General features: G+C 30.2%; 12 protein-coding genes and 1 pseudogene. 1 reads left to right on the top strand and 12 read right to left on the bottom strand.

All coding sequences use genetic code 11. The features are described 5' to 3' along the window. Positions 1 to 204: 204 nt before the first annotated feature. The 3 genes from M4I23_RS18945 to xerA form a co-directional block, all read right to left on the bottom strand. Positions 205 to 894, bottom strand: a complete 690-nt coding sequence (locus M4I23_RS18945; RefSeq protein WP_249755431.1) for a hypothetical protein — start codon at positions 892 to 894, stop codon at positions 205 to 207. Positions 895 to 1,113: 219 nt separating this feature from the next. Beyond that, on the bottom strand, positions 1,114 to 2,469 hold the full coding sequence (locus M4I23_RS18940; protein WP_249755430.1) for a hypothetical protein: 1,356 nt from the start codon (positions 2,467 to 2,469) through the stop codon (positions 1,114 to 1,116). A 61-nt stretch (positions 2,470 to 2,530) separates the two neighbouring features. After that, positions 2,531 to 3,658, bottom strand: a complete 1,128-nt coding sequence (xerA, locus tag M4I23_RS18935) for a site-specific tyrosine recombinase/integron integrase (RefSeq protein ID WP_158848170.1) — start codon at positions 3,656 to 3,658, stop codon at positions 2,531 to 2,533. A 93-nt stretch (positions 3,659 to 3,751) separates the two neighbouring features. Between xerA and M4I23_RS18930 the strand changes: the two genes are divergently transcribed. Next, positions 3,752 to 4,132, top strand: a complete 381-nt coding sequence (locus tag M4I23_RS18930) for a hypothetical protein (protein WP_249755429.1) — start codon at positions 3,752 to 3,754, stop codon at positions 4,130 to 4,132. A gap of 274 nt (positions 4,133 to 4,406) precedes the next feature. On the opposite strand, the pseudogene M4I23_RS18925 reads toward M4I23_RS18930, so the two are convergent. From M4I23_RS18925 to M4I23_RS18885, 9 genes and pseudogenes are all read right to left on the bottom strand, one after another. Beyond that, a pseudogene (locus M4I23_RS18925) lies at positions 4,407 to 4,565 on the bottom strand (transposase); the annotation flags it as partial. A gap of 18 nt (positions 4,566 to 4,583) precedes the next feature. Continuing rightward, positions 4,584 to 5,528: a hypothetical protein gene (locus M4I23_RS18920; protein ID WP_249755427.1), complete on the bottom strand. Its 945-nt coding sequence runs from the start codon at positions 5,526 to 5,528 to the stop codon at positions 4,584 to 4,586. Between the two features lie 13 nt (positions 5,529 to 5,541). Beyond that, entirely contained in the window at positions 5,542 to 7,005 is a 1,464-nt protein-coding gene (locus M4I23_RS18915; protein WP_249755426.1) for an MBOAT family protein, read from the bottom strand. Between the two features lie 6 nt (positions 7,006 to 7,011). Then, a complete protein-coding gene (locus M4I23_RS18910; protein ID WP_249755425.1) occupies positions 7,012 to 7,254 on the bottom strand; it encodes an acyl carrier protein in 243 nt (80 codons plus the stop codon). Positions 7,255 to 7,566: 312 nt separating this feature from the next. Further along, positions 7,567 to 9,087 (bottom strand): AMP-binding protein, encoded by a 1,521-nt coding sequence (locus M4I23_RS18905; protein ID WP_249755424.1) that lies wholly within the window; start codon positions 9,085 to 9,087, stop codon positions 7,567 to 7,569. A gap of 624 nt (positions 9,088 to 9,711) precedes the next feature. Next, positions 9,712 to 12,999, bottom strand: a complete 3,288-nt coding sequence (locus tag M4I23_RS18900) for a VCBS repeat-containing protein (protein WP_249755423.1) — start codon at positions 12,997 to 12,999, stop codon at positions 9,712 to 9,714. 118 nt (positions 13,000 to 13,117) lie between these two features. Next, entirely contained in the window at positions 13,118 to 14,644 is a 1,527-nt protein-coding gene (locus M4I23_RS18895; protein WP_158848188.1) for a RagB/SusD family nutrient uptake outer membrane protein, read from the bottom strand. 16 nt (positions 14,645 to 14,660) lie between these two features. Beyond that, positions 14,661 to 17,684 carry a TonB-dependent receptor gene (locus M4I23_RS18890; protein ID WP_249755422.1) on the bottom strand — a complete coding sequence of 1,008 codons (3,024 nt, stop codon included), beginning with the start codon at positions 17,682 to 17,684 and terminating at the stop codon, positions 14,661 to 14,663. Between the two features lie 609 nt (positions 17,685 to 18,293). Beyond that, complete coding sequence (locus M4I23_RS18885) at positions 18,294 to 22,457, bottom strand: two-component regulator propeller domain-containing protein (protein ID WP_249755421.1); 4,164 nt, start codon at positions 22,455 to 22,457, stop codon at positions 18,294 to 18,296. Positions 22,458 to 22,462: the final 5 nt, after the last annotated feature.

Raw genomic sequence — 22,462 nt, 5'->3', positions numbered from 1 at the left:
TGAGTTACTATTTTAAACTACTTTTTAAGCGGTTTTAGAACTTTTTTTAGAGCTGAGTGAGCATGAATGGCAACGTTTATGTATAAGGATAGTTGCGGGTTTGTATGCGAGGATTTTCCGAAGGAAAATCAGATGCAGGCAAACACGCAATTGCCTTTGTTTTGGCACTAAACCGCAATTATTTTTATACGGTGTTGGCAATAGTTATGACTTCACGATTTTCATATTATATTTCGTAAAATAATCAAGAATAAATTGTACTTTATCTTTATCAGAATTTTTCATTTCTCTGTAAAGTTGCTTTCCTAGTATTTTGGGGAATTGTTTAAAATCTGATTTAGATTCTATTATATACAATCCATCCAAATATTGAAAGTATAATGTTTTGGATTCAATAAATTGATCTTTTTCTAGATTCACATGTGACGGCCACTCTACACATTCTTCCTGAGATAAAACTTTGTTTTTTAGATAAATATAATTATGTAAATATAAATTTAGTTTCCCTTTTTTAAGTTCACTTTCTGAATTTTCAATTAAAACAGTCATAAAAGCATTTCTTTTTACCGCACGACTAAATGTTTTTCTTTTAAAGGGTAAGGATTTTAAAGTTAAAGTTTTTCCTTCTGAATTTTTCATTAATAAATATGTGAAATCATCAGGGTTTATTTTTTTTTTATCTTCGTTTTCTGTTAAATAAACAAAACCTCTTTGTATTGTTTCAATTGGCAATATTTCACCATATATTAGTGTTGTATCACTCTTTTTATTTACCAAATAATAATTTATTGGTCTTTTAATATTTGAATTCAGCTTATCTATACTTTGAAGAGTTTGAGAATAACTTAGAGATATAAATCCTATTGAGATAGCAAAGAATAATTTAGTTTTCATAAGTTTTATTAAAATTGGTTTAAACTACGAATTCAAATAAATAAACCTCAAAAATCATTCCAATTAATTAATAATTAGGATTCTTGGATTCAGTTTTTATTATTGCCAACGTTGTTGTATAAGATTAGTTGCGTGTTTTAAGCACTAAAGTTAGCAAATAAATCACAGATAGAAAGTCCGAAAGGACTTTCGTAAATTGGCTTTTACCAGCAATTAATTTTATACGGTGTTGTACCTAGTTTTTATTAATTCAACTGTTTTTTGTAAATCCTCATCATATTTTACTTCTATTAGTTTACATCCATTCCGTTTACACTTTTTCTTTTTTATTTTATCTCTTTCAACGGTTTTTAAAAAACCTTCTTTTCCTCCAAAATATGTTACAGGTTCATAATGTTGTTTTCCATTATATTCTATAGCAAGATTTAGTTCCCTAATATAAATATCAATTCTTTGTCTTCCTAACCAATCTGGACTGTATTGAGTAATTACTTCGTAATTAGGAAAAGCATTTTGAATTAAATTATAAAGTAAACTTTCATTATAAAGACTACCGACAATATTAAATCCTTTTTTACTCCTAATTTTATTTTCGATAGACCTTAAGTTCCTTTTTATTCTCTTATAGTATTCGCGAATGAGTTTTTCTGATATGTTAACGGAATTCATTCTATTTCGGACATTATTCGCTACATTACCATTAAAACCATCTTTTTCCCATCTTTCCAAAATTTTAATACCTAAAACATCAAGTTTAAATTCAGGATATATATTATCCGTTTCTAAAGATTCTTCAAGAAAATTTAATTCAAAAAAATCTTTTACTTCTTCATTAGTTAAGGAATTAATAAATTCTAAAAAATCTTCTGTTTCTAAAATTTCATTTGTGCTATCTGAAACTTTGAAATTAAATGAAGGGTTTGAAATATAAGGTATTGAAAGAGGTATAGTATTATTGTTAAGTAGATAATTTTGGATGTCTTTTTTTTTTATACTTATTCCATCTGTAATTGAAATTATACTTAATTGAAAAGGATTTAGCAATTTTAATTTTTGAAAAGCATCTAAAATTTCATTTGGTCTTGCTTCAGACCTTACAAGAAATTGAATTCTTTCCAAGATAGTAAGCCAATCATTTTCCGAAAAGGTTTCAAGGTAAAGCTTGTCAAACTTTATTAAATCGTCAAATGATTTCAAGTGTTCAAACAGCTTTAGTGTATAAAAACTATATCTAACTGATGAATTTTTATTTAAAATCTTTATTTTCTGACCATTTGGAATTATTAACACTTCTACCCATCGATAACCATTTGTGTTTTCATAAACTCTTGAGCAAGGATAACATCTTGAATTACTGATTAAAAAGTTTTTATTCTCAAAATTTACTAATCTAAAAATCTCATTTGAATCGTCTGTATATGCAATTGGATGATTAATTAAATCTAAATCTACAATTTCTAATTTATTACCATTATTTGTGTGATATTCTGAATATGAATTCATCTCGAAATGAATTGATTTTAAATCAATATTCAAGAAATTTTCATAGCATTTATTTATTTTTTCAGATGTCATTCTAAATTAGGTACAACAATTGTATATAGTTAGTACTAACTATATATCTATTATATGCGCACTAAGATAGTAAATCTTTAATTTCTGTAAAGGAACTTGTAGCAACATGTGTGTAAATTTCTGTAGTTTTAGTAGAGTTATGTCCTAAAAGTAATTGAATGTAGCGAATATCTGTACCACTTTCCAGTAAATGCGTGGCAAAACTATGTCTTAACATATGGGGAGTAACTCTTTGTTTAATACCTGCATTTTTGGCAGATTTAACAACAATTTGTAATACACTAGAGCTACTGTATGGATTGCCAGGAATGGGATTTTCAAACAAATATGTTTTAGGTCTGTAAATTTTAAAATACGTTCTCATGTCTTCCAGAACACTTTTGTTGAGAACTGTATAGCGGTCTTTATTACCTTTAGCTTGTTCAACTCTAATAACCATTCTTTTACTATCAATGTCTTTTATTTTTAATTGTAAGAGTTCATTTCTTCGTAAGCCAGAAGAGTACAATAAGCTTATAATACATTTATGTTTTATGTTGTTCGTAAAGTTAATTATTGTAATTATTTCTTCTTTCGATAATACTTTTGGCAATTTAGATTCTTTTCTAGGTCTTTCAATAGAGTAGAATCGGTTAGGCATTCCTAAAACCATTTCGTAATAAAATTTAATAGCATTGATAGACATATTAATATATGAATTAGACTTGTCTTCTTTAATTAGTTTTTGAAGATAGAGCCTAATATCATTTTCGTTAATACTAAATAATTCCCTTTGTTTATAATGATTAATAAATTTCTCAAAACTATGAACATAGTTTTTTACTGTGCTATTCGAATATTTTTTTAGTTCTAATTTTTGTAGAAATTCATCAGGACATGTTCTAAAATTTTTTTTAATGGATCGTTCTCTAAACCAAGATACATCCGTAGTTTTGTTATCACTATTAAGTTTTCTATCTTTAAAAAAGTAGTTGCAATTAACCCAGGCAACACCCTTAAATTTTTCAAAAACCAAACTGACATTAGATTTGTTGTTTAGAATATATACCATATTAAACTCTTTACTCCATTTAGGGTTTGGTAATTCTTTAATTAGAGCTTGAATGACTTTATCTGAGTTGAATTGTAAGCCAATACATTGTTTTTCTTTAATAAAAAGATGTTTCAATGTGATATGTTTATTTAGCATATAAATATTTTGAATACAAGGTATTTATATGAAACGAAATAGTCGTATCTTAAACGAATAGTATTCGTGTAATACCACACTTAAATTTATTTTATGAAATTAAAGAAAAAAGAATGTTTAGCTTGTGGAAAAGAATTGATTGGGCGTTCGGATAAAAGATTTTGTGATTTGCATTGCAAAAGTTCTTATCATTATCGTAAATCTTTAGAAGAAACTCCTAGGTTTTATAGTAAAGTAGATAATCAGTTAAAACTGAATCGAAAAATTCTTAAGAACTACAATAAATCTGGAAAAGCAACTGTACGAGCATTGACAGTTTTAGGTTTAGGTTTTAATCCTAGCTTTTTTACACATTATTGGAAAAATGCAAAAGGGGATGTTTATCTTTTTGTTTATGAATTTGGCTTTTTGAAAAAGAAAGAAAATAATGTTGAAAAATACATTTTAATAAAATGGCAGGAGTATATGGAGTAATAAAATAATCTATTATATTTTATTCAAATATTTATACAACAAGTGAACATAAAGTTGAACACATTTTTGAACACAATTCTACAAAACAATAGCGCTAAACACCAGTAAAATGGTTTAAAAAATGAAGGTCTCAGGGATCATCACCCAAAGTTCACTGGTTCTATTCCAGTTCCCGCTACTAGAAAAATTAAGCCTTTACAGAAATTTGAGAGCTTTTTTATGCCTTGGGTACAACATTTCAAGGATCAAGTAATATTATAGGAGGCAACTCAATTTATGCATATAATTTAGTTAGTCTAAAGAAGACGAATTCTACACCTCTTACGCCTCTGAACTGAGTTCTAAATTCTTTGATTTTAGCATTAAAAGATTTGGCAGAGACATTGGCACTTCTGTTATTAAAATAGTTCAAAATAGAATTATGGTGTATCTGTAATGATTTAGATTTTTTTTAATTTGTAAGTTTTTTAATATCTTGAGCTAGAATTTTTGTAAATAACTCGGCTCCTTTTTTATTTAAATGTTGAGAGCTACAGAAATATTCGGTCGAGTTTACAATGTAATTACTTGAATAATCAAGAAACGGTATTTGATATTTTTTAGATAATCTGGTGTAGTATAAAATAATATCATTTTGGTTTTTAATGTATTTATTGTATTCGTAATAAGTTGGCGGGTAAACAAGAAACATGTTTATTTTATTCTTTTTACATTCAATAATATGATCTTCGAATAATGTCATTAATTCATGATCCATTTTTATGAACTGCCCGTTCTTATAGGTTTCCGTGAATCTATCAAAAGAGTTATCCCATTTTCTATCCTGTTCAAAATACCCCTTATATCCAGTAGGTTTTCTTAGTTCTAAACCTAGAAAACTGAAAAAACCATCTATAATATCAAAAGGACGCCCAATATATCGAATAAACGGAATATGATAATCTAAAAAAGTAAATCCCTTATATTTTTGAGTAACTGCTTTAATTTTTTCATTGTCTAAATAAGGTGCAAATTGTGGAAAACCTAGTAATTCTTCGTTTTTAAAGAGAGTAAGATCGCCCACCATTTGAATCACTGTTTTTGGTGGCTTATTATGTTTTACATAAAGGTCGTATTGCAATTTTTCTGGTGCGAAATCTACTCCTATCATTCCGAAGTTATAAGAGTTAACATTTAAAACAGAATCAATTATGGATGGAGATATTTGATACTTGGCTATAGAACTGCCATTGATTATTAAATCGGAATTTATCTCTCCATTAAATGTTTTGTTTAAATTATTAAACGTGTGAAAATGAGTCTTTTTTAAACCTTTTGTAACTGTATAATCTAAAAAATATAAAATGGAGCTTATTATTAAGCAAAATAAAACCATTTTCCCAATAAATTTTTTCATTTAATTTTTTGTTTTAAAATTGAAAATAAATAAAATCTTGTTTTCCTCCCGCAAATACTAGTATTGATACTACTATAATTATATAGATAAACCAACGGGTATATTTTTTAACTTTATTGTCTATTTCAGTTAACGGACACTGAGTATCTCGGCCATACCATTCAATTAGCATAAAAACTATTATGTAAATAATTATAATAATAATTAAATCTAGGTTGTGAGTACTAAGCTTTGGTGCGGTAAGAAGTGAACTCGAAAAAATATTTGAGAAATAACTCCAAGCCTGTGAAATATTATTAGCTCTAAAAATTATTAAACTAAAAGTCCATATTAAAAATGTACCACTAATCTTTAAAAAATCGGTTATCGATGGTAAATCGAACTTGTTTACTGTTAGTTTTTTGGTTTTAAAAATTGTTCCTGTAAGAATTAAAGGAATAAAAAGTAAGCCATGGTAGAGACCATAAAGAACAAAGGTCCAATTGGCTCCATGCCATAAACCAACTAGTGTAAAATTAATGATTATGGCTAGAATAATACCCCAATTTCCGAAAGAGCGAAACTTGAAATTTAATGGCATAAAAATATAATCTGTTAACCATGATGTTAAAGATATATGCCAGTTTCGCCAGAATTCTGCTATATTCCGAGAGAAATATGGGTAATTAAAGTTTTTAGTAATGTTGAAACCTAAAATTTTACCAACACCTATAGCTATGTGTGAATATCCCGAAAAGTCGGTATACATTTGGAAGCTATAAAGAATAGCCATAAGTAATAATGTACTTCCTTGTTGATTTGGGATATCGTTCCAAGCTCCATTAATAATTGAAGCTAAATTATCTGCAATTATTACTTTTTGGAATAAACCCCAAAGTATTTGGCGACAACCATCTACAGTCATTTCGTAATTAAACGACCGTTTATTTTTAAGTTGAGGAATAAAACTATTGGGTCTGTCAATTGGGCCAGCCATTATTGTAGGGAAAAAACCAATGTAGGTTGCAAAGACTACAAAATCTTTAGTAGGTACAATTTGGCCTCTATGTACTTCTATAATATAGCTAATTAATTTAAATGTAAAAAAGCTTATACCAATTGGCATAATAATATTAAAAGTTCCAATATTAGATTTTAGACCTATTGAATTTAAAACAGATGAAAACGACTCGATAAAAAAATTGAAATATTTAAAGTAAACTAATGATCCCGTTGCTAATATTATGCCTAATGTCGCTAACCATGAAGATTTTTTTTCATTTTCCTCAAATTTATATACAGCAATGCCCAAAGCATATATTACTATAGTTGAAATTAATAGAATTGGAATAATTTTCCAGTTTATATACCCATAAAAAAAATAGCTTGAAAGGAGTAAAAGCCAATTTTGAAATTTGGTGTTTTCTTTAAATACGAAATAATATAAAAAGAAAATAGTAACGAAAAATATTAAAAAACTGAGAGAGTTAAAAATCATGATTGGTTATTCTGTTTTTAATACTAAAAGATCAATCATATCTCCAACATTTTTCATCTTGTTTAATTCTCTTAATTTAAATTTTATATTAAAAGCTTTTTCTATTTCGACAATAAGCACCATGTGGCTTAAAGAATCCCAACTATCAACATCATTAGCAGTCATTGTTGAGGTAATTTCTAATGTATCATCTTCGAATACGTTTTTAAATATAGCTTCAGTTTTTTCGTGTATTTTATTCTTATCCATAATAATTAATTTTCTATTGTTTAGGTTGATTGTGTTTTTCGGTCTATTTATGAGACTTAGTGAAAAGTTTATATTAAAGCCGTTTTTTACAAAATTCGGCAAATGTATATTTTTATGTTTTATAGATTGTTTACATAATTTTTTTTATTGTTGAGTTTTCTGTTTTCTTAGATTAACTAGAGAGATTGAGAGAAAATTAATGCTTTTAAAATTAGTATGCTTAGTTCGCGTTTTTTGTGTAAAAACATAATACAAGATAATAATAAAAATTAAATTACTCTTTGATTATAAGTGTTTTAGCTGCTGCTGTTGTTAAGTGTTTATTAATGATTTTAATACAATTCTATCTGTTTTTCCACTCGTATTTAATGGAAATTCATTTAAAAAATATAGTTTAGAAGGAAGCATGTATGGAGGTAACTGTGTTGATAAATAATTTTTAATGGCATCGCCAGAAACCTCTTTGCTTTCTACAAATAATGCTAGTTCAGTATTACCGGTATTGTTAGTAAAAGCGATTGATATAGCATTTACACCATTAAGATAATCTCTAACTTTATATTCTATTTCTCCAAGCTCTATTCTATATCCTTGTATTTTTACTTGGTAATCAATTCTCCCGTACAATAAAATGTCTCCATCATTATCAAAATTACATGAATCGCCAGTTCTGTAAAACCTTAGCTCTTTATTATTAATTATTTTAGTGATAAACGAGTCTTTGTTCTTGCTATCATTTTTCCAATAACCAGGAGTAACTTGGTCTCCAGCAACACATAATTCTCCTTTAATTCCTGGCGCTTTCGTAATATCACCATCAATAAGAATAACAGCCTCTAAACCTTCCATTGCTTTACCAATAGAAAACATGCCGTTTAATGATTTATTTTTAGAATCTCTAAGAATCTCATAATATGTACAATATATTGTAGCTTCAGTTGGTCCATAAAAATTAAATAATCGTGCATTTGGCAGGCATGTTTTCCATTCATCAACCAATTCAATAGGAGAGGCTTCGGCTGTAAGAATATTATACCTCATGCTAGGAATATTAATTTCATCAAAATAAGGACGAAGATATCTTAACATAGACGGTGCCATAGCTCCAAAAGTAATTTCATGATCTTCTAAAAGTCCAAATACATAACTAAATTTTATTTGGTCGTGGGGTATTGTAAATGTGCATGCTCCTCTAGTTAGTGGGACTAAGTATGATTGAACAGAAACATCAAACGTTAAATCGAAAACCTGTAAACACCTGTCTTTTTCGGTAATATCAAATCCTATTTCAAAAAAAGATTTGATAAATGTTCCAACATTTCCTCTTGTAATCGACACACCTTTTGGTTTTCCTGTGCTTCCTGAAGTAAATAATATATAAGCGAGTTCGCTATCTGCTATTTCCTTTATTTCTAAATTGAATTTATTAAAGACTAATTCGTTTGTAGCTATTTTTTCGAATTTTTCATATTTGCTAACCAATGACGAGTCTAATATTAAACTCACCTCTGCTTGATCGATTATTTCAATATTTCTTTCAATTGGCTGTAGCGGATGCAGAGGTACATAGGCTAAACCTTCTAACCAAATAGCAAATATTGAGGCGTACGTTTCTAAATCGTCATTTACAACTAAGCCTACATTTTTAGAAACAACTTTTTGTAGTTGTAAACAATCTCTAATTTTAGAAATACTTTTAGTAAAGTCTTTATATGTAAAAAATGTTTCATTTATACAGAAAGCATTTAAATCTTTATTAATCTGATTAATGAATGGTTTTAATATATGATCGTTAAAAACGATGGGTTTTAGTTCTTTTCTGTGTTTTTGCATAGATTCTATTTTTTAGTTTAGCATATTACTAGTAATATGCTATTAAAAAAGTTAGAACTATTAATAATAATGAAGGGAGCTTTATTATTTAATATGGTTGAAAAATAATAATTAAAAATGTAAATATTGTAAATAAAGATAATTAATTTGAATATTTAAAAATAAAAACACCTTTAAAGGTACTATTTTATCAACCTTCCTTCAGGAAAGTAGTTAATTCAGAAGAAGTTATGAGTACCAAAAAAAAATAAAGAAAGCTTAAGCATAATTATGAAGTATATCTATTTAAATTCATCTCTATTTTGAAAGTAGAAAATTTGAGGGAAAATAAATTAACGCCAATCTTTAAAAAGAAACCTGATAAATAAAATATAGACGAACATTGGGGGATCGCAATGCTAAAACGAGAAAATAACAATATAATACTACCTGTAATTTCTTTTGAAATTAATTATAAGAAACCTGCCCGCTATTATGAGTTTATCACGCTAAAAACAATAATTAAAGAAATGCCAAAAGTTCTAATTTTTATTAATCTGAATATAATCGCGCAATTTGTTTTCAAACAAGATTATTTAGTTTTTGTTATTCAGGAATAAGATACTGCCAAAAAAAGCCAACCAATTAATGGCTGGCTTTTATAAATTGTAAAAAGTCGTTATTTTTTGCAACAACAATATATTTTACACCTTGCACTTCAATTTCTGCTAGATCTTTTGTGTCGCCTTTAATAAAGAAACCACTTTTACTTGGGGTAATTGCTTTAAAATCACCTTTTCCATTTCCTTTTAAAAAGTTACCAAAACTGCCATCATTTCGTGGAGTTTCAACTTCCGAAACATATAAGTTGCCAGCAATTAAAGCATCTAAATTGCCGTCTTTATCATAATCATCCACCAATATCTTATTAATACTTGAAAACTGTGCTTCAACTGGTAGTTTATGAGATACAAATTGAGTGCCTTTATTTTCTAAATAAATACTTGCAAACGATTTTACTTGATAATGCAACGACGATTCTAATCCTTTTTTAGTATAAACATCTACTAGTGTAGCTTCAGAAAAAGTATTGTAATCTTTAAATTTTTGTTTAATACCAGGTATTTGTTGAGAAGAGCACGAACGTCCTCTTACAGGAACTTGGTTGCCTTCACTATAATAACTTAATACTATATCTTCTTGATTGTTGTGATCAAAATCATTAAAATAAATATCGAAAGTTTCATTCTCTGTAGCTTTGTATTTATAGTTTAAGCCATTATTTCCTAAGAGATAATCCATATCACCATCACCATCAAAATCACCTTGATTAATACTCCACCACCAACCAGCAGTATCAGGGCCTAAACCCATTTTTTTAGATACATCTTTAAAACCGGTCTTAATGTTTTTAAATACTTTTATCGGCATCCATTCACCAACAATTATAATATCTAACCAACTATCATTATCAAAATCGGAAATAATAGCACTTGTTGCCATTCCTAAATTTAAAAATTCTTTCGCTAATTTATCCGTTTCATTTACAAAAAGAACTCCTTTTTCCGAACTTCTGTTCATTAATAAATAACTACTAGCAGGAGTAGGGTAGTGTCCAGGAATTTGCCTTCCAAGGACTAATAAATCTTCTTTTCCATCTTTATCAAAATCGGCATGATATACCTTGGAACCACTAGTTTTCATTTCTGGAAGTGGTGTTTTTAAGAATTCACCCTTTCCATTATTTAAATACAATCTGTCTTGACATAATTTAGATTCTTTTGCAAACTCATAACCTCCACTTACTACGTATAAATCGTTATCTCCGTCGGCATCAGCATCAAATATCAAGGCACCAACATCTTCACTTAAATTATCTTGTTTTAAAAAGTTTACTGTAGCTTCATTAAAACCTTTATTATTTTGAAAATAAATACTTCCCGTATTCCCGTATGCGCCTCCAATAAAAATATCCTCTAGACCATCATTATTTAAATCTCCTATGGCTAGAGCTGGTCCAAATGCAGACATTTTATGTGGTAGTAATATTTGTGTTGAAAAATCGTCATATTGATTTTCAATGTGTTTATGTTTTGGAAAAAAACTTGTAGTATCTGTTTTAAACAATGTCGCTGTTTTATTGATTTTATTAGCGGAAATCTCCGAATCTTTATGCTTTAAAACAAGGTTTTGGTTTGCTTTTACATTATCCATAGTCTGTACTTGCCCATCTGCCCATACAATCTTTAGTTTATCTATGTTTTTATAAGTTCCTAAACCGAAATGAAGTCTTGTGGATACAGACGATTGAAAGCCTCTACTCAAGGTTAATTCTTGCATTTGGGTTTCGTTTTCTGTAGTAACATAAACTCTATTGCCTATTCCGAATTTATTCTGAGATTCATCTTCAAAACGTATGCTTAAATAGTTATTCGTTTCCGAGCTATTGTTTTTGTACACAGAAGCAAAATCGTCAATATTATTCGTGATTATTTCTAAATCGCCATCATTATCTAAATCGGCATAAGCAACACCATTAGAAAACCCTTTGTATTCAATACCCCATTCTTGATTCGCTTTTTCAAAGTCTAAGTTTCCTTTATTTTTAAAGATAAAATTATCAGTTTTTTCTGAAGGAATTTTTAAACTCTTTTCAAGTTTAGTATAATTGGTTGTATCGTTCTTTGAATAAGTATTAAAGAAATCGGTGTTATTAATTTCTCTTCGTATGCCATTAGTAATAAATAAATCTTTATTTCCATCGTTATCAAAATCGGCAAAAAGAGGTCCCCAACTCCAATCGGTTGAAGAGGTTCCTGTTAACCTTGAAATATTTGAAAACTGCGGAACACTATCTACTAATATACCGCTATTTAACTGCATGCAATTATGCATGTATTGATAATGAAAACCCATAAAAATGATCTCTTTAAATACGCTAGGGTTCATGCTAGACATATTGGCTTTTTGTCTGCGGTTACTATTAGCATCCATATCTGCTTGAAAAATATCTAAATTCCCATCGTTATTAAAATCGGCAATATCGAGACCCATACCATAAAAGGCGGTCTGGCTTGTGGCTTGTTTTAAAACTTCTTTAAATGTGCCATCCCTATTATTGAGATAGAAGTAATCTGGAACGCTGTAATCACTAGAAATATATAAATCTTGCCATCCATCATTATTTAAATCACCAGCTGTTACACCTAAAGAAAACCCGTAGCTTTTTACCCCAGATATTTCTGAAACGTTTGTAAATATATCTCCATCATTTCTGAAAAGTTTATCGGACTCCTTATCGGTAACCGTTTTCATTCTATTTAAATAAGTAAAGTTTGAAGTATTTACATTAGAAATTGGATAATTAGCAACATATAAATCTAAATCGCCATCCTTGTCATAATCAAAAAAAGTGCCTTGTACAGAGTTCGCGGCATCATCAATGCCAAGTTTTCCTGCCATTTCAATAAAAGTACCATCTCTATTATTCATAAAAAGTTGATTTCTTTTTTCATTCGAAATTCCTGCTACCGAGCAGTAAATGTCTAAAAAGCCATCACCATTAACGTCTGCCATTGTAGAGCCTGTATACCAACGTTTATCTCCTGCTACATTTGCTTTTTTAGTAATGTCTTCAAAATGTAGACCTCCTTTGTTTAGAAATAATTTATTTTCAACTTGGTTTCCTGTAAAAAACACATCGATTAAACCATCATTATTAATATCTCCAGTAGAAACACCTCCTCCGAAATAAATAGAGGTGTAGTTGAAGTAATTAATAGAATCATTTTCAATTAAAATGTTTTTAAAATTAATTCCTGTAGAATTAGCCTTTAAACTTGTAAATATTTTGCCAGTAAGTTTGTTCTCCTCTTTTTTACAACTAGATAAAACCAATAAAGTTATTAGAAAAATTATGTTTTTATATGGCATCTTTACTCTTTTTTATGTTTTAATATAGATATACAAGCTTTCTTAAATAGAAAAACAACGTGAATTACCACGCTGCTTTTCAAAACTAAACAAACTCAAACTATGAAATTCTTTTTTATTAATATCCAGAGTTTTGATCTGCAATGGTTAGTGCGTCATTTTTATCAATTTCTGATGCTGGAATTGGAAATAAATCATTTTTTGATGTATAACCAGCAGAAGATAATTCTTCGTTTGCTTTTCCCCATCTCACTAAATCCCAAAAACGTTGACCTTCATGTGCTAACTCTAAATATTTTTCATTTACAATAGCATCAAATAAAGCATCATCTGCTAAGGTTGCATCTACATCATCTAACCCTGCTCGATCTCTTACTTTATTTAACTCTGTTCTCGCATTATCATCTTGTCCTTCTGCATTATAGGCCTCTGCTGCTAAAAGTAATACTTCCGCATACCTAAACACTCTCCAGTTTGTGGTGTAATTTAGTTCTGCAACACCATCACTAACTGTTTGTGACGAACGTGTAGCATACTTGGTTCTAAATGCGCCTTCGTAATCCCAAGGCGTACCTGTAAGACTTCCACCTACGGCAACAAGTTCGGCTTCCGTCATTAGGGTAGCGGCTTTGCGATCTACATCTCCAGCTGCTTCAAATGCACTTACTAATTTAGCTGTTGGTAAATTAAATCCCCAACCATTTATAAGTCCTGTTCCTGTTAAATCGAAGAAACCATCACCACGAGGTCCCATTAATTGGATGTGTAAATTACTTTCCATTCTACCTCCCCAAGCTACATTACCCCAATCGACACCATTAGTTGATATATAACCTAATTCGAATAATGATTCAACTCCAAACTCTGTGCTTTCTAACCAAATATCTGCTACGTTTGGTTCTAAATCGTGAGCTGGATTAGCTATTACAGCTGCCAAAAACGGAATCGCTTCATCATTTCTTCCTTGAAAGACTAATACTTTTCCTAAAAATGCTTGAGCTGCACCTTTTGATACTCTAAAGTTATGACTTACGGCGCTTTTATCTGGCAAACCAGCTATGGCATCAACTAAATCTAATTCTACTTGTGTATAAATTTGTGCTCTTGTACTCTTTGGTATTGCAAACGCTTCTGGACTAATTGCTGTAGGATTTACTAATCTTAATGGTACATCTCCCCACATGGTTGTTAATTCAAAATAGCACCAAGCTCTCATAAATTTAGCTTCTGCAAGAACAAATTCTTTGTTACTTAACGTACCTGTTTCAACTTCATTTATAATAGTATTAGCTAAAGCAATAGTTTTATAATATCCAGACCAAACACTTTCTATGGAAGGGTTTGATATTGAGATGCTTGTATAATCATCGATGTCTTGTAATTGAGTTTGATCTGTTGAGCTTCCTCCGCCTGCATTTGCTGCATCACCTGGTAATTGTTTTAAAAAGAAGGCACTACTCCAATCCTTAGAATAGTTATATTGCATGATATCATACAAACCTATTAAGGCTTCTTCCGCATTACTTTCACTTTGAAAGAATGTAGAACTCTCTAGAACACCTACAGGTGCTACTTCTGTAAAATCTTCGCTACACGATACACCTGCAAAAAATACAAGTACAACGCTATATAATATTTTTTTCATATTTATTATTTTTTTATTAAAATTCAATTGATAACCCTAACAATATTTTTGAAGGTATTGGATAAAATCCTCTATCTACACCAATACTATTATCAGAAAAACTTCCTGCTTCTGGATCTAAACCGTTGTATTTTGTAAAGGTGAAATAGTCATCTAAAGAAATATAAGTTCTTAACTTTTTAAGCTTAATTTTTTCAACTAAATTTAAAGGAAAATTAAAGCCTAATTGAATTTGTTTAATTCTCATATAGGATCCATCTTCAACCATTAAATCTGTGTCGTATGCTGTAGTAGCATTCGCTGCAGATGGGTATGTTGCATTGTCTCCTGCTTGTTGCCATCTCCCTGTGAAAAACTCAACAGGTTTGTTAGTAATTGGTCTTGAAGGTTGATGGTAAGCTGCAAAAATATCGTTGCCTTGTGTACCTTGAAATCTAACATTTAAATCTAAGTTTTTATATCCTAAATTTATACTACCTCCATAAAGTACATCTGGATGTGGAGAACCTATATTAGTTTTATCATTAGATGTTATTCCTGCTACACCATCGGTATCTACAATAATAATTTCGCCTGTGGCAGGATCTATACCATCTGTTTTATATCCATGAAAATACCAAAGCGGTAATCCTTTTTTAAAGCGTGTAACACCATCATTATTTTGAGGCGCACCAGCACCAACAATAAATCCATCATCACCTACAAAATTAATTTCGGTAACTTCATTTTTAAGGGTAGATAAATTTAAGTTAATACCATAAGTAAAGCCACTTTCTGTGGTGTCTCCATAGCCAATTTCGAATTCAAGTCCTTTATTTTCTACGGTTCCTGCGTTAATTGAAGGTACACCTACTCCTAAAGAAGGTGGAGCAATAATGTTTCCATCAACAAGAAGTAAGTCTTTGGTTGTTTTAATATAATAATCTACAGAGAAGTTTAGTTTACTATTAAAAGCTCTAAAATCTACACCAAGATCTAATTGCTCAGAACGTTCCCAACCTAAATCTGGATTTGGTAAATTACCTGGTGTAATCCCTGTAACACCCTCATAAACAACAGGTACAACACCGCTTTCGCGAGCTACTGTTTGAAATATTAAACTGTTAATATAAGTTCCTAAATTATTATCACTACCATTTTGTCCCCAACTAGCACGAAACTTAGCATAGTTTAATTTAGAATTTTCATTCCAAAAACTCTCTTTAGAAACAACCCAACCAGCGGAAACAGCAGGGAAATATCCTGATTTTTTATCTGTAGGGAAGAAACTTGAGGTATCATATCTTAGCGATCCTTCTAGTAAATATTTTCCTAAATAATCATAAGATAATCTACCAAAAACAGATTTGCCTGTTCTTTCAAAAATACCACCACCAATAACATCGTTATCTCTGTTAGCAAAATCGAAATAAGCAAATTCATCTGTTTGTTCATGAACATCAGATCCTCTTAAAGTATATGATGGTGCTTTAACTTTTTCAGATGAATATCCTAATAATCCAGTTAAATTATGATTACCTAATTCTTTAGTATAGGTTGCAAAGTTTTCCCATAACCATCTTGAGTTTCTATCGATTTTATTATTTAAAAGTACTGAAGTGTTTTGTGCTTCAGATGAAACAGACCAGATAGGTGTCCATCTATTATCGAATGTATTGGATCTTTCATATCCAAATCTTGATGTGAATGATAAACCTTCGGCTAATTTTAATTTGGCATAAACTGATGATAAAATTTTATCTGTATCAATACCGCCTCTATATCTAAAATTAGCAGATGCTACAGGATTTGTAACCTCTCCAGTAGAATATGTTGGGTATCCATAAACGTTACCATTTTCATCTACCATAGCAGTACCTGCTGCAACTCCATCTTGAGCTCTTTGTGGTAATGTTCCCGAATAAATAACAGGTGTTAATGGATCTATAAGTAATGCATGGTTTATAATTCCTCCAGTAGAATCATCTTCTGCAATAGGTGATGATGCTATATTTGAATATGTAATGTTAGTACCTAATTCTAACCAATCATTCACTTGGGTTTTTAAATTAAGCCTACCGGTAAACCTTTTATAATCAGAGTCATTTCCAACTACACCTTCTTGATCCACATAAGATCCTGAAAAATAAAATGATGTTTTTTCGTTTGCACCAGAAACACTAATATCATGTCTTTGGCTAAAAGCGTTGTTAAAGGTTTCATCTAACCAATTGGTGTTAATTCCATTATCAACTACTTGAGTTTGGCCTGCTTCTTGAAAATAGGTTACAAATTGAGAAGCATCCATTAGTTCCATTGATGTTCTAACCGATTGCGTTGCTATTTGCGTACTGTAGCTAACCACCGTTTCACCAACTTTACCTTGTTTAGTTGTAATTATAATAACGCCATTTGCTCCTTGTGTACCATAAATAGCGCAAGAGGCTGCATCTTTTAAAACCTCAATGTTGGCAACATCGTTAGGAGAGATATTATCAATAGAACTTACTTTAATTCCGTCAACAATATATAATGGATCTGAGTTTCCATTAGATCCTGCACCTCTAATTCTTATTTTTGCTCCTGATCCTGGCGCTCCAGATGAAGATACTACAGTTACCCCAGAAGTTTTACCTTGTAAAACACCTTCTATACGAGGCGCTGAGTTGTTTTGAATATCTTTAGAGTCAATACTAGAAATGGCTCCAGTAACCAAACTCTTCTGTTTTGTACCGTAACCAACTACAACAACCTCGTTTAATTGGGCTGCATCTTCTTCTAATAATATTTTTATTGAAGATTGTCCTGTGTAATTGAGTTCTTGTGTAACATATCCAACAAAAGAAAAGATTAAAACATCTCCTTTACTGGCTTTAACCTCAAATTCTCCATCAAAGTCGGTTACAGCTCCTACGGTAGTTCCTTTAACAACAACATTAACACCGGGAATTGGTCCTGTAGCATCGGAAACCGTACCCTTAGCGGTTGTTTGCGCATAAATAATACTTCCTATTAATAAAAATACGGGAAGTACTAATTTTTTTAGTAATCTGTTTTTCATAAAATTTAGTTTAGAATTAGGTTTTGTTTAAGTTGTATACAAGAAAAGAGATTTCTAAAAAATATAGATTATAACAAATACTACTAGAGCTATTATAGCTACTAATAATACTATTTCTATAACTTTATACCATTTGGAAAAATCGATTTTCATACAATACAAATGTTAAGAAAATATTAAAATATTAATATGAACTTTAGAGCGACCTATGATATTTTTGTAGCATTTATTGATTTCAAACTTTCAATGCAACATTTATTATAGTTTATGCAACAATTATTATGAAGTAATAAGAGGTTTTAAGACGTTGATTTAAAACATTGTAGAAGGTAGGTTTTAGTTTTACAATTGAATACGTATTTAGGCTTAATAACATTCTGAAAAAGGTTTTGTTTTATATGAATATGAGCATTAAATTATATTGAAGTTTGATTAGGCTAATGAGTAAAAGGCCCATACGGTTTGCAACTTTATATGATAAATGAAGTTGGACAACTAGAGCTATTAAAGGTAAGTGCTTTATTCTAAAGCAGTCAGGTTGAATTAATTTTAACATTAAATTTTCTGTTGAAGAAATAAAAAAGGGGAGTAGCCTAATAGTTTGAATAATTATTTATTTTTATTAAATACCTCGGTAGGTAAAATATCAAAGTAACTTTTAAAACATTTTGTAAAATACGAAGGTGAAGAAAAACCTGTTTTAAAGCAAACCTCACTAATACTAACATTTCCTGTTTCTAAAATTTGTTTCGCCTTTTGGAGTCTAATATTTCGTAAAAACTCATTCGCAGTTTGGTTTGTAAGCGCTTTAATTTTTCTGTAAAATTGGCTTCTACTTAAGCTTAATTTATCGGCTAGCATACCCACATTTAGCTCTGGGTTTTCAATATTTTTATGAATATGGTTTAGTACTTTTTCTATAAATTCTTTATCTATTGAGGAGGTTCTAATACCTTCTGGCATTTCACTAATGGCACTAAAGTATTTATTAAATATAAGTTGTCTGCTGGTTATTAACTGAGATAAACGTAGCCTTAACAACCTCATATCAAAAGGTTTTACCATGTAAGCATCTGCTCCAACTTCTATACCATCCATTCTATCTTCAATTTTAGCTTTTGCTGTTAGCATTAATAGAGGGATATGGCTTGTGCGAATATCACTTTTTATATGTTTACAAAAATCGACTCCATCCATTTCAGGCATCATAACATCTGTCATAATTACATCTGGAAGTAACTCTTTAGCTAGTTCAAGTCCTTTTTTTCCGTTACTAGCGAGTAGTACTTTATATTCACTTCCTATTTCTTGTTTTAAATAATCTAAGAGTTCTATATTATCTTCTACTATTAATAATGTGTATTTATGAGCGTCTGGGGTATCGTTAACTTCAGTATCTGTTAAAACACTTGTAGCTACAAGCCTTTCTTTTTGGTTTTGGAGTTCTGTACTTTCAGATCTTATTTCAGCTTCATTAAAATGTGTGTTTCCTGCAGGTAATTTTATCGTAAAAGTTGTGCCTTCTCCTATTTTACTTTCAACTTTAATGGCACCTTTATGCAAGCTTATAAAATCTCGAACAACTTCTAGGCCTATTCCTGTGCCTCCATAGTAACCTTTATTAAGGCTTTTAGATTGATAGAAACGTTCAAAAATACGTTCGACTTCTTCTTCTTCAATTCCTGGTCCTGTATCAGAAATTATTATTTTCACAACTTGAACAGGTTCTTTTTCGTTAACCAAAGGTAATACGTATAGCGTATCGGTAGACTCTAAATCTATACTTATAGAACCACCTCTTGGCGTTACTTTTAAAGCATTTGATAGTATGTTGAATATTACTTTTTCCATCATACTTGCATCACACCACAGCGGAATATTTGTTACGTCTGCATCTAAGTTAAGATCTATTCCGTTAGACAATGCTTCTTCTTTAAAATACCCAACAATATCTTTTGTGAAATCTACTAAATTTAAATTCTCTGCCTTAACTCTAGCTTTATTCAACTCTAGTTTTCTAAAATCTAAGAGTTCATTTATTAATCTATAAAGCCGTTGCGTATTCTTATAAATTATGTTGTGTTTTTGCTTTACTGCAAGAGGTAAATTTAAACTATGATCTTTTATAATATCGTTTATAGGATTCATAATTAGAGTAAGTGGCGTTCTAAACTCATGAGAAATATTAGTGAAAAATTGAAATTTCTTCTCGTTTAAAGCTGCTTCTTGCAACCTTTTATTTTGTTCTAAGGTTGTTGCCTGTTTTTCAATCATTCTTAATTGTGCTACTCTATTTAAAAAATAGATTCCAGAAACAAATAAAATTATATATATAAATAAAGCCTCGTATGTTTTCCACCATGGTGGCAATACACATATATCTAAGCTTAGTGGTTCATCATTCCAAACCCCGTCGCTATTAGACGATTTTAATTTAAAGGTGTATTCACCATGATCTAAATTGGTATAGGTGGCACTTCTTAAATCGCCAACATAATTCCAGTTTTCTTCTAAGCCCTCTAAGTAGTAAGCGTATTGGTTTTTCTCTGGTCTTGTATAATTAATTCCAGTGTACTCAATAGTAAAAACAGATTCTTTATGATTTAAGGTAATATGATTTGTTTCTCCAATAACACTTTCTAGAGGCGATTTATCTTTATTAGGGAAAATAGTCTCATTAAATAGCTTGAAACCTGTTAGATATAAAGAAGGAACGGTGTTGTTAACTAAAATATTTGAAGGTTTGAAATAGTCGATTCCTTTATAATTTCCAAAATAAAGACTTCCGTCGTCATCTCTAAAAGTTGAATTTATATAAAAGTCGTTAGAAAGTAACCCATCGTTTTTTGTGAATTGGGTAAATGTATCTGTTTTTACATCTAATTTTGTAATTCCAGAGTTAGAGCTAAGCCAAATATTACCTTCTAAATCCTCAGTAACACTAGTTATGTTTATTGCTTCTAGGCCATTTAGCTTGTTATACCAAAAGAGAGTATCAAGTTTAATGTTGTATTTACATAAGCCGGCTCCTCTTGTTCCAATCCATATAGATCCATTGGTTCCTTCCGCTAAGGATAGTACATGCTTAGCTGTAGAATGATTATTAAATTCCTTAGACATTCTACTTGCCATAGATATTATTGAAAAGTTACCATCACTTAATTTATTAATTTTAAATAGGCCTTTATTGGTGGTAGCTAACCATAGGTTGCCTTTTTTATCTATTATTATCTTTCTTGCGTAAGCATCTACAATGCCATGTTTAATGAAAACATCGCTTTCATGATGCGTAAATTTTTTGGTATTGGGGTTGTAAGAATGCAAACCTTTATCCCAACTAGCAAACCAAATGGTACCTTCTAGATCTTCTGCAATACTTAAGATGTTATTAGATTCTAATTCTCCTACTTTATTCGTTTTATTGTAATTAATAAATTTTTTGGTTCCGTACTTTAAAAAATACAAGCCTTGGTTCCAGCTACCTGCCCAAATATTTTTTTTACTATCTATAAAAAGAGATTCAATGTAATCATTGGTTATGCCGGAGTATGCTCCGTTTGTTAAACTATTAATATGGGTGAATTGATCTGAATTGGGGTTGTAAACATCAATGCCACCTCCATCCATGGCAATCCATATTTTATCGAATTCGTCTTTTGTTATAGCCGTTACAGCAGCATTTTGTAATGAATTTGGATTGTTGGGTAAGCTTTCTATATCATCAAACTTATCATATAGTTCATCATAAAGTCCTATTCCTGCGTTATAATATCCCATCCAAATACGCTCATTATGGTCTAAAAATAGAACCCATATTGAATTAGACATTATACCTTTTGCATTTGTTTTTTTAGATAGGTAATGATTAAAAACGTCTCCCTTATTGTTCATGTGGTATAAGCCATCGTTTTCGATAGTACTCATTATTGAACCATCTGGTAATTTGAGAATAGATAAAGTTCTGTTTTCCGAAATTAAAATTTTATCGAGCTTTCTACTTTCTATGCTGTCGTTATCAATATTTTTAATTTTATAAAGACCTTTAGACATAGAACCTGCCCATAGATTGTTTTGGTCTATAAGTAAACATTGAAAGTTTTCATTAACAATGTCTTTATATTTGTTACTATTATACAAAAATGAATCTAGCGTATTTGTATCAGGGTTGTATTGTTTTATTCCTTCATCTGTTGCAACATAAACTTGTCCGTTAGCATCAATTTCAAGAGCATTTACAATTAAAGGGGTTGAAAAACCGACTCCTTTTTCAGTTATCTTCTCGGCTTTAAAAGTATCCGAATTAATCTTATACAAGCCTAAGCCGTAGGTGCCTACAAATAAATCTCCTTTTTTGTCACCTTTAATACTTGTTACACGAAGTATTGTTTTGCTTTCTTCATTACCTATTAATTTAATTCTTTTAAATCGATCATTCTTATCGTCATATAAATTAATTCCGTTATCGGTTCCAAACCATAGTCTGTTTTTTGAATCAAGGAAAGAGCAGTTAACTGTATTACTGCTTAATGATGTAGAATCGTTTATTTCAGATTTATAGCTTCTATAATCTATGCCGTCAAAACGATTTAAACCAGTACCATTGGTGCCTATCCAAATAAAATCATGCTGATCCTGAATTATAGTATGTACCCCAATTTTTGAAACACTTTCCTTTATATTAACGAAAGCGAATTTTTTACTAGGCTTTTGGGCCCAAATATTTAATGATAATAATAGGAGATAGCAAACAAAAAACCAGTATTTTTTCTTCATAAAAA

The organism is Algibacter sp. L4_22 (assembly GCF_023473045.1).
Taxonomy (GTDB): Bacteria; Bacteroidota; Bacteroidia; order Flavobacteriales; family Flavobacteriaceae; genus Algibacter.
Note: the sequence above shows the minus strand (reverse complement) of the source record. Positions and strands in the feature narration are given on the sequence as shown.

Bases quoted from the DNA above. Each gene is read 5' to 3' on its own strand.
- M4I23_RS18945 (WP_249755431.1), bottom strand. From the start codon at position 894: ATGAAAACTAAATTATTCTTTGCTATCTCAATAGGATTTATATCTCTA.
- M4I23_RS18940 (WP_249755430.1), bottom strand. From the start codon at position 2,469: ATGACATCTGAAAAAATAAATAAATGCTATGAAAATTTCTTGAATATT.
- xerA (WP_158848170.1), bottom strand. From the start codon at position 3,658: ATGCTAAATAAACATATCACATTGAAACATCTTTTTATTAAAGAAAAA.
- M4I23_RS18930 (WP_249755429.1), top strand. From the start codon at position 3,752: ATGAAATTAAAGAAAAAAGAATGTTTAGCTTGTGGAAAAGAATTGATT.
- M4I23_RS18920 (WP_249755427.1), bottom strand. From the start codon at position 5,528: ATGAAAAAATTTATTGGGAAAATGGTTTTATTTTGCTTAATAATAAGC.
- M4I23_RS18915 (WP_249755426.1), bottom strand. From the start codon at position 7,005: ATGATTTTTAACTCTCTCAGTTTTTTAATATTTTTCGTTACTATTTTC.
- M4I23_RS18910 (WP_249755425.1), bottom strand. From the start codon at position 7,254: ATGGATAAGAATAAAATACACGAAAAAACTGAAGCTATATTTAAAAAC.
- M4I23_RS18905 (WP_249755424.1), bottom strand. From the start codon at position 9,087: ATGCAAAAACACAGAAAAGAACTAAAACCCATCGTTTTTAACGATCAT.
- M4I23_RS18900 (WP_249755423.1), bottom strand. From the start codon at position 12,999: ATGCCATATAAAAACATAATTTTTCTAATAACTTTATTGGTTTTATCT.
- M4I23_RS18895 (WP_158848188.1), bottom strand. From the start codon at position 14,644: ATGAAAAAAATATTATATAGCGTTGTACTTGTATTTTTTGCAGGTGTA.
- M4I23_RS18890 (WP_249755422.1), bottom strand. From the start codon at position 17,684: ATGAAAAACAGATTACTAAAAAAATTAGTACTTCCCGTATTTTTATTA.
- M4I23_RS18885 (WP_249755421.1), bottom strand. From the start codon at position 22,457: ATGAAGAAAAAATACTGGTTTTTTGTTTGCTATCTCCTATTATTATCA.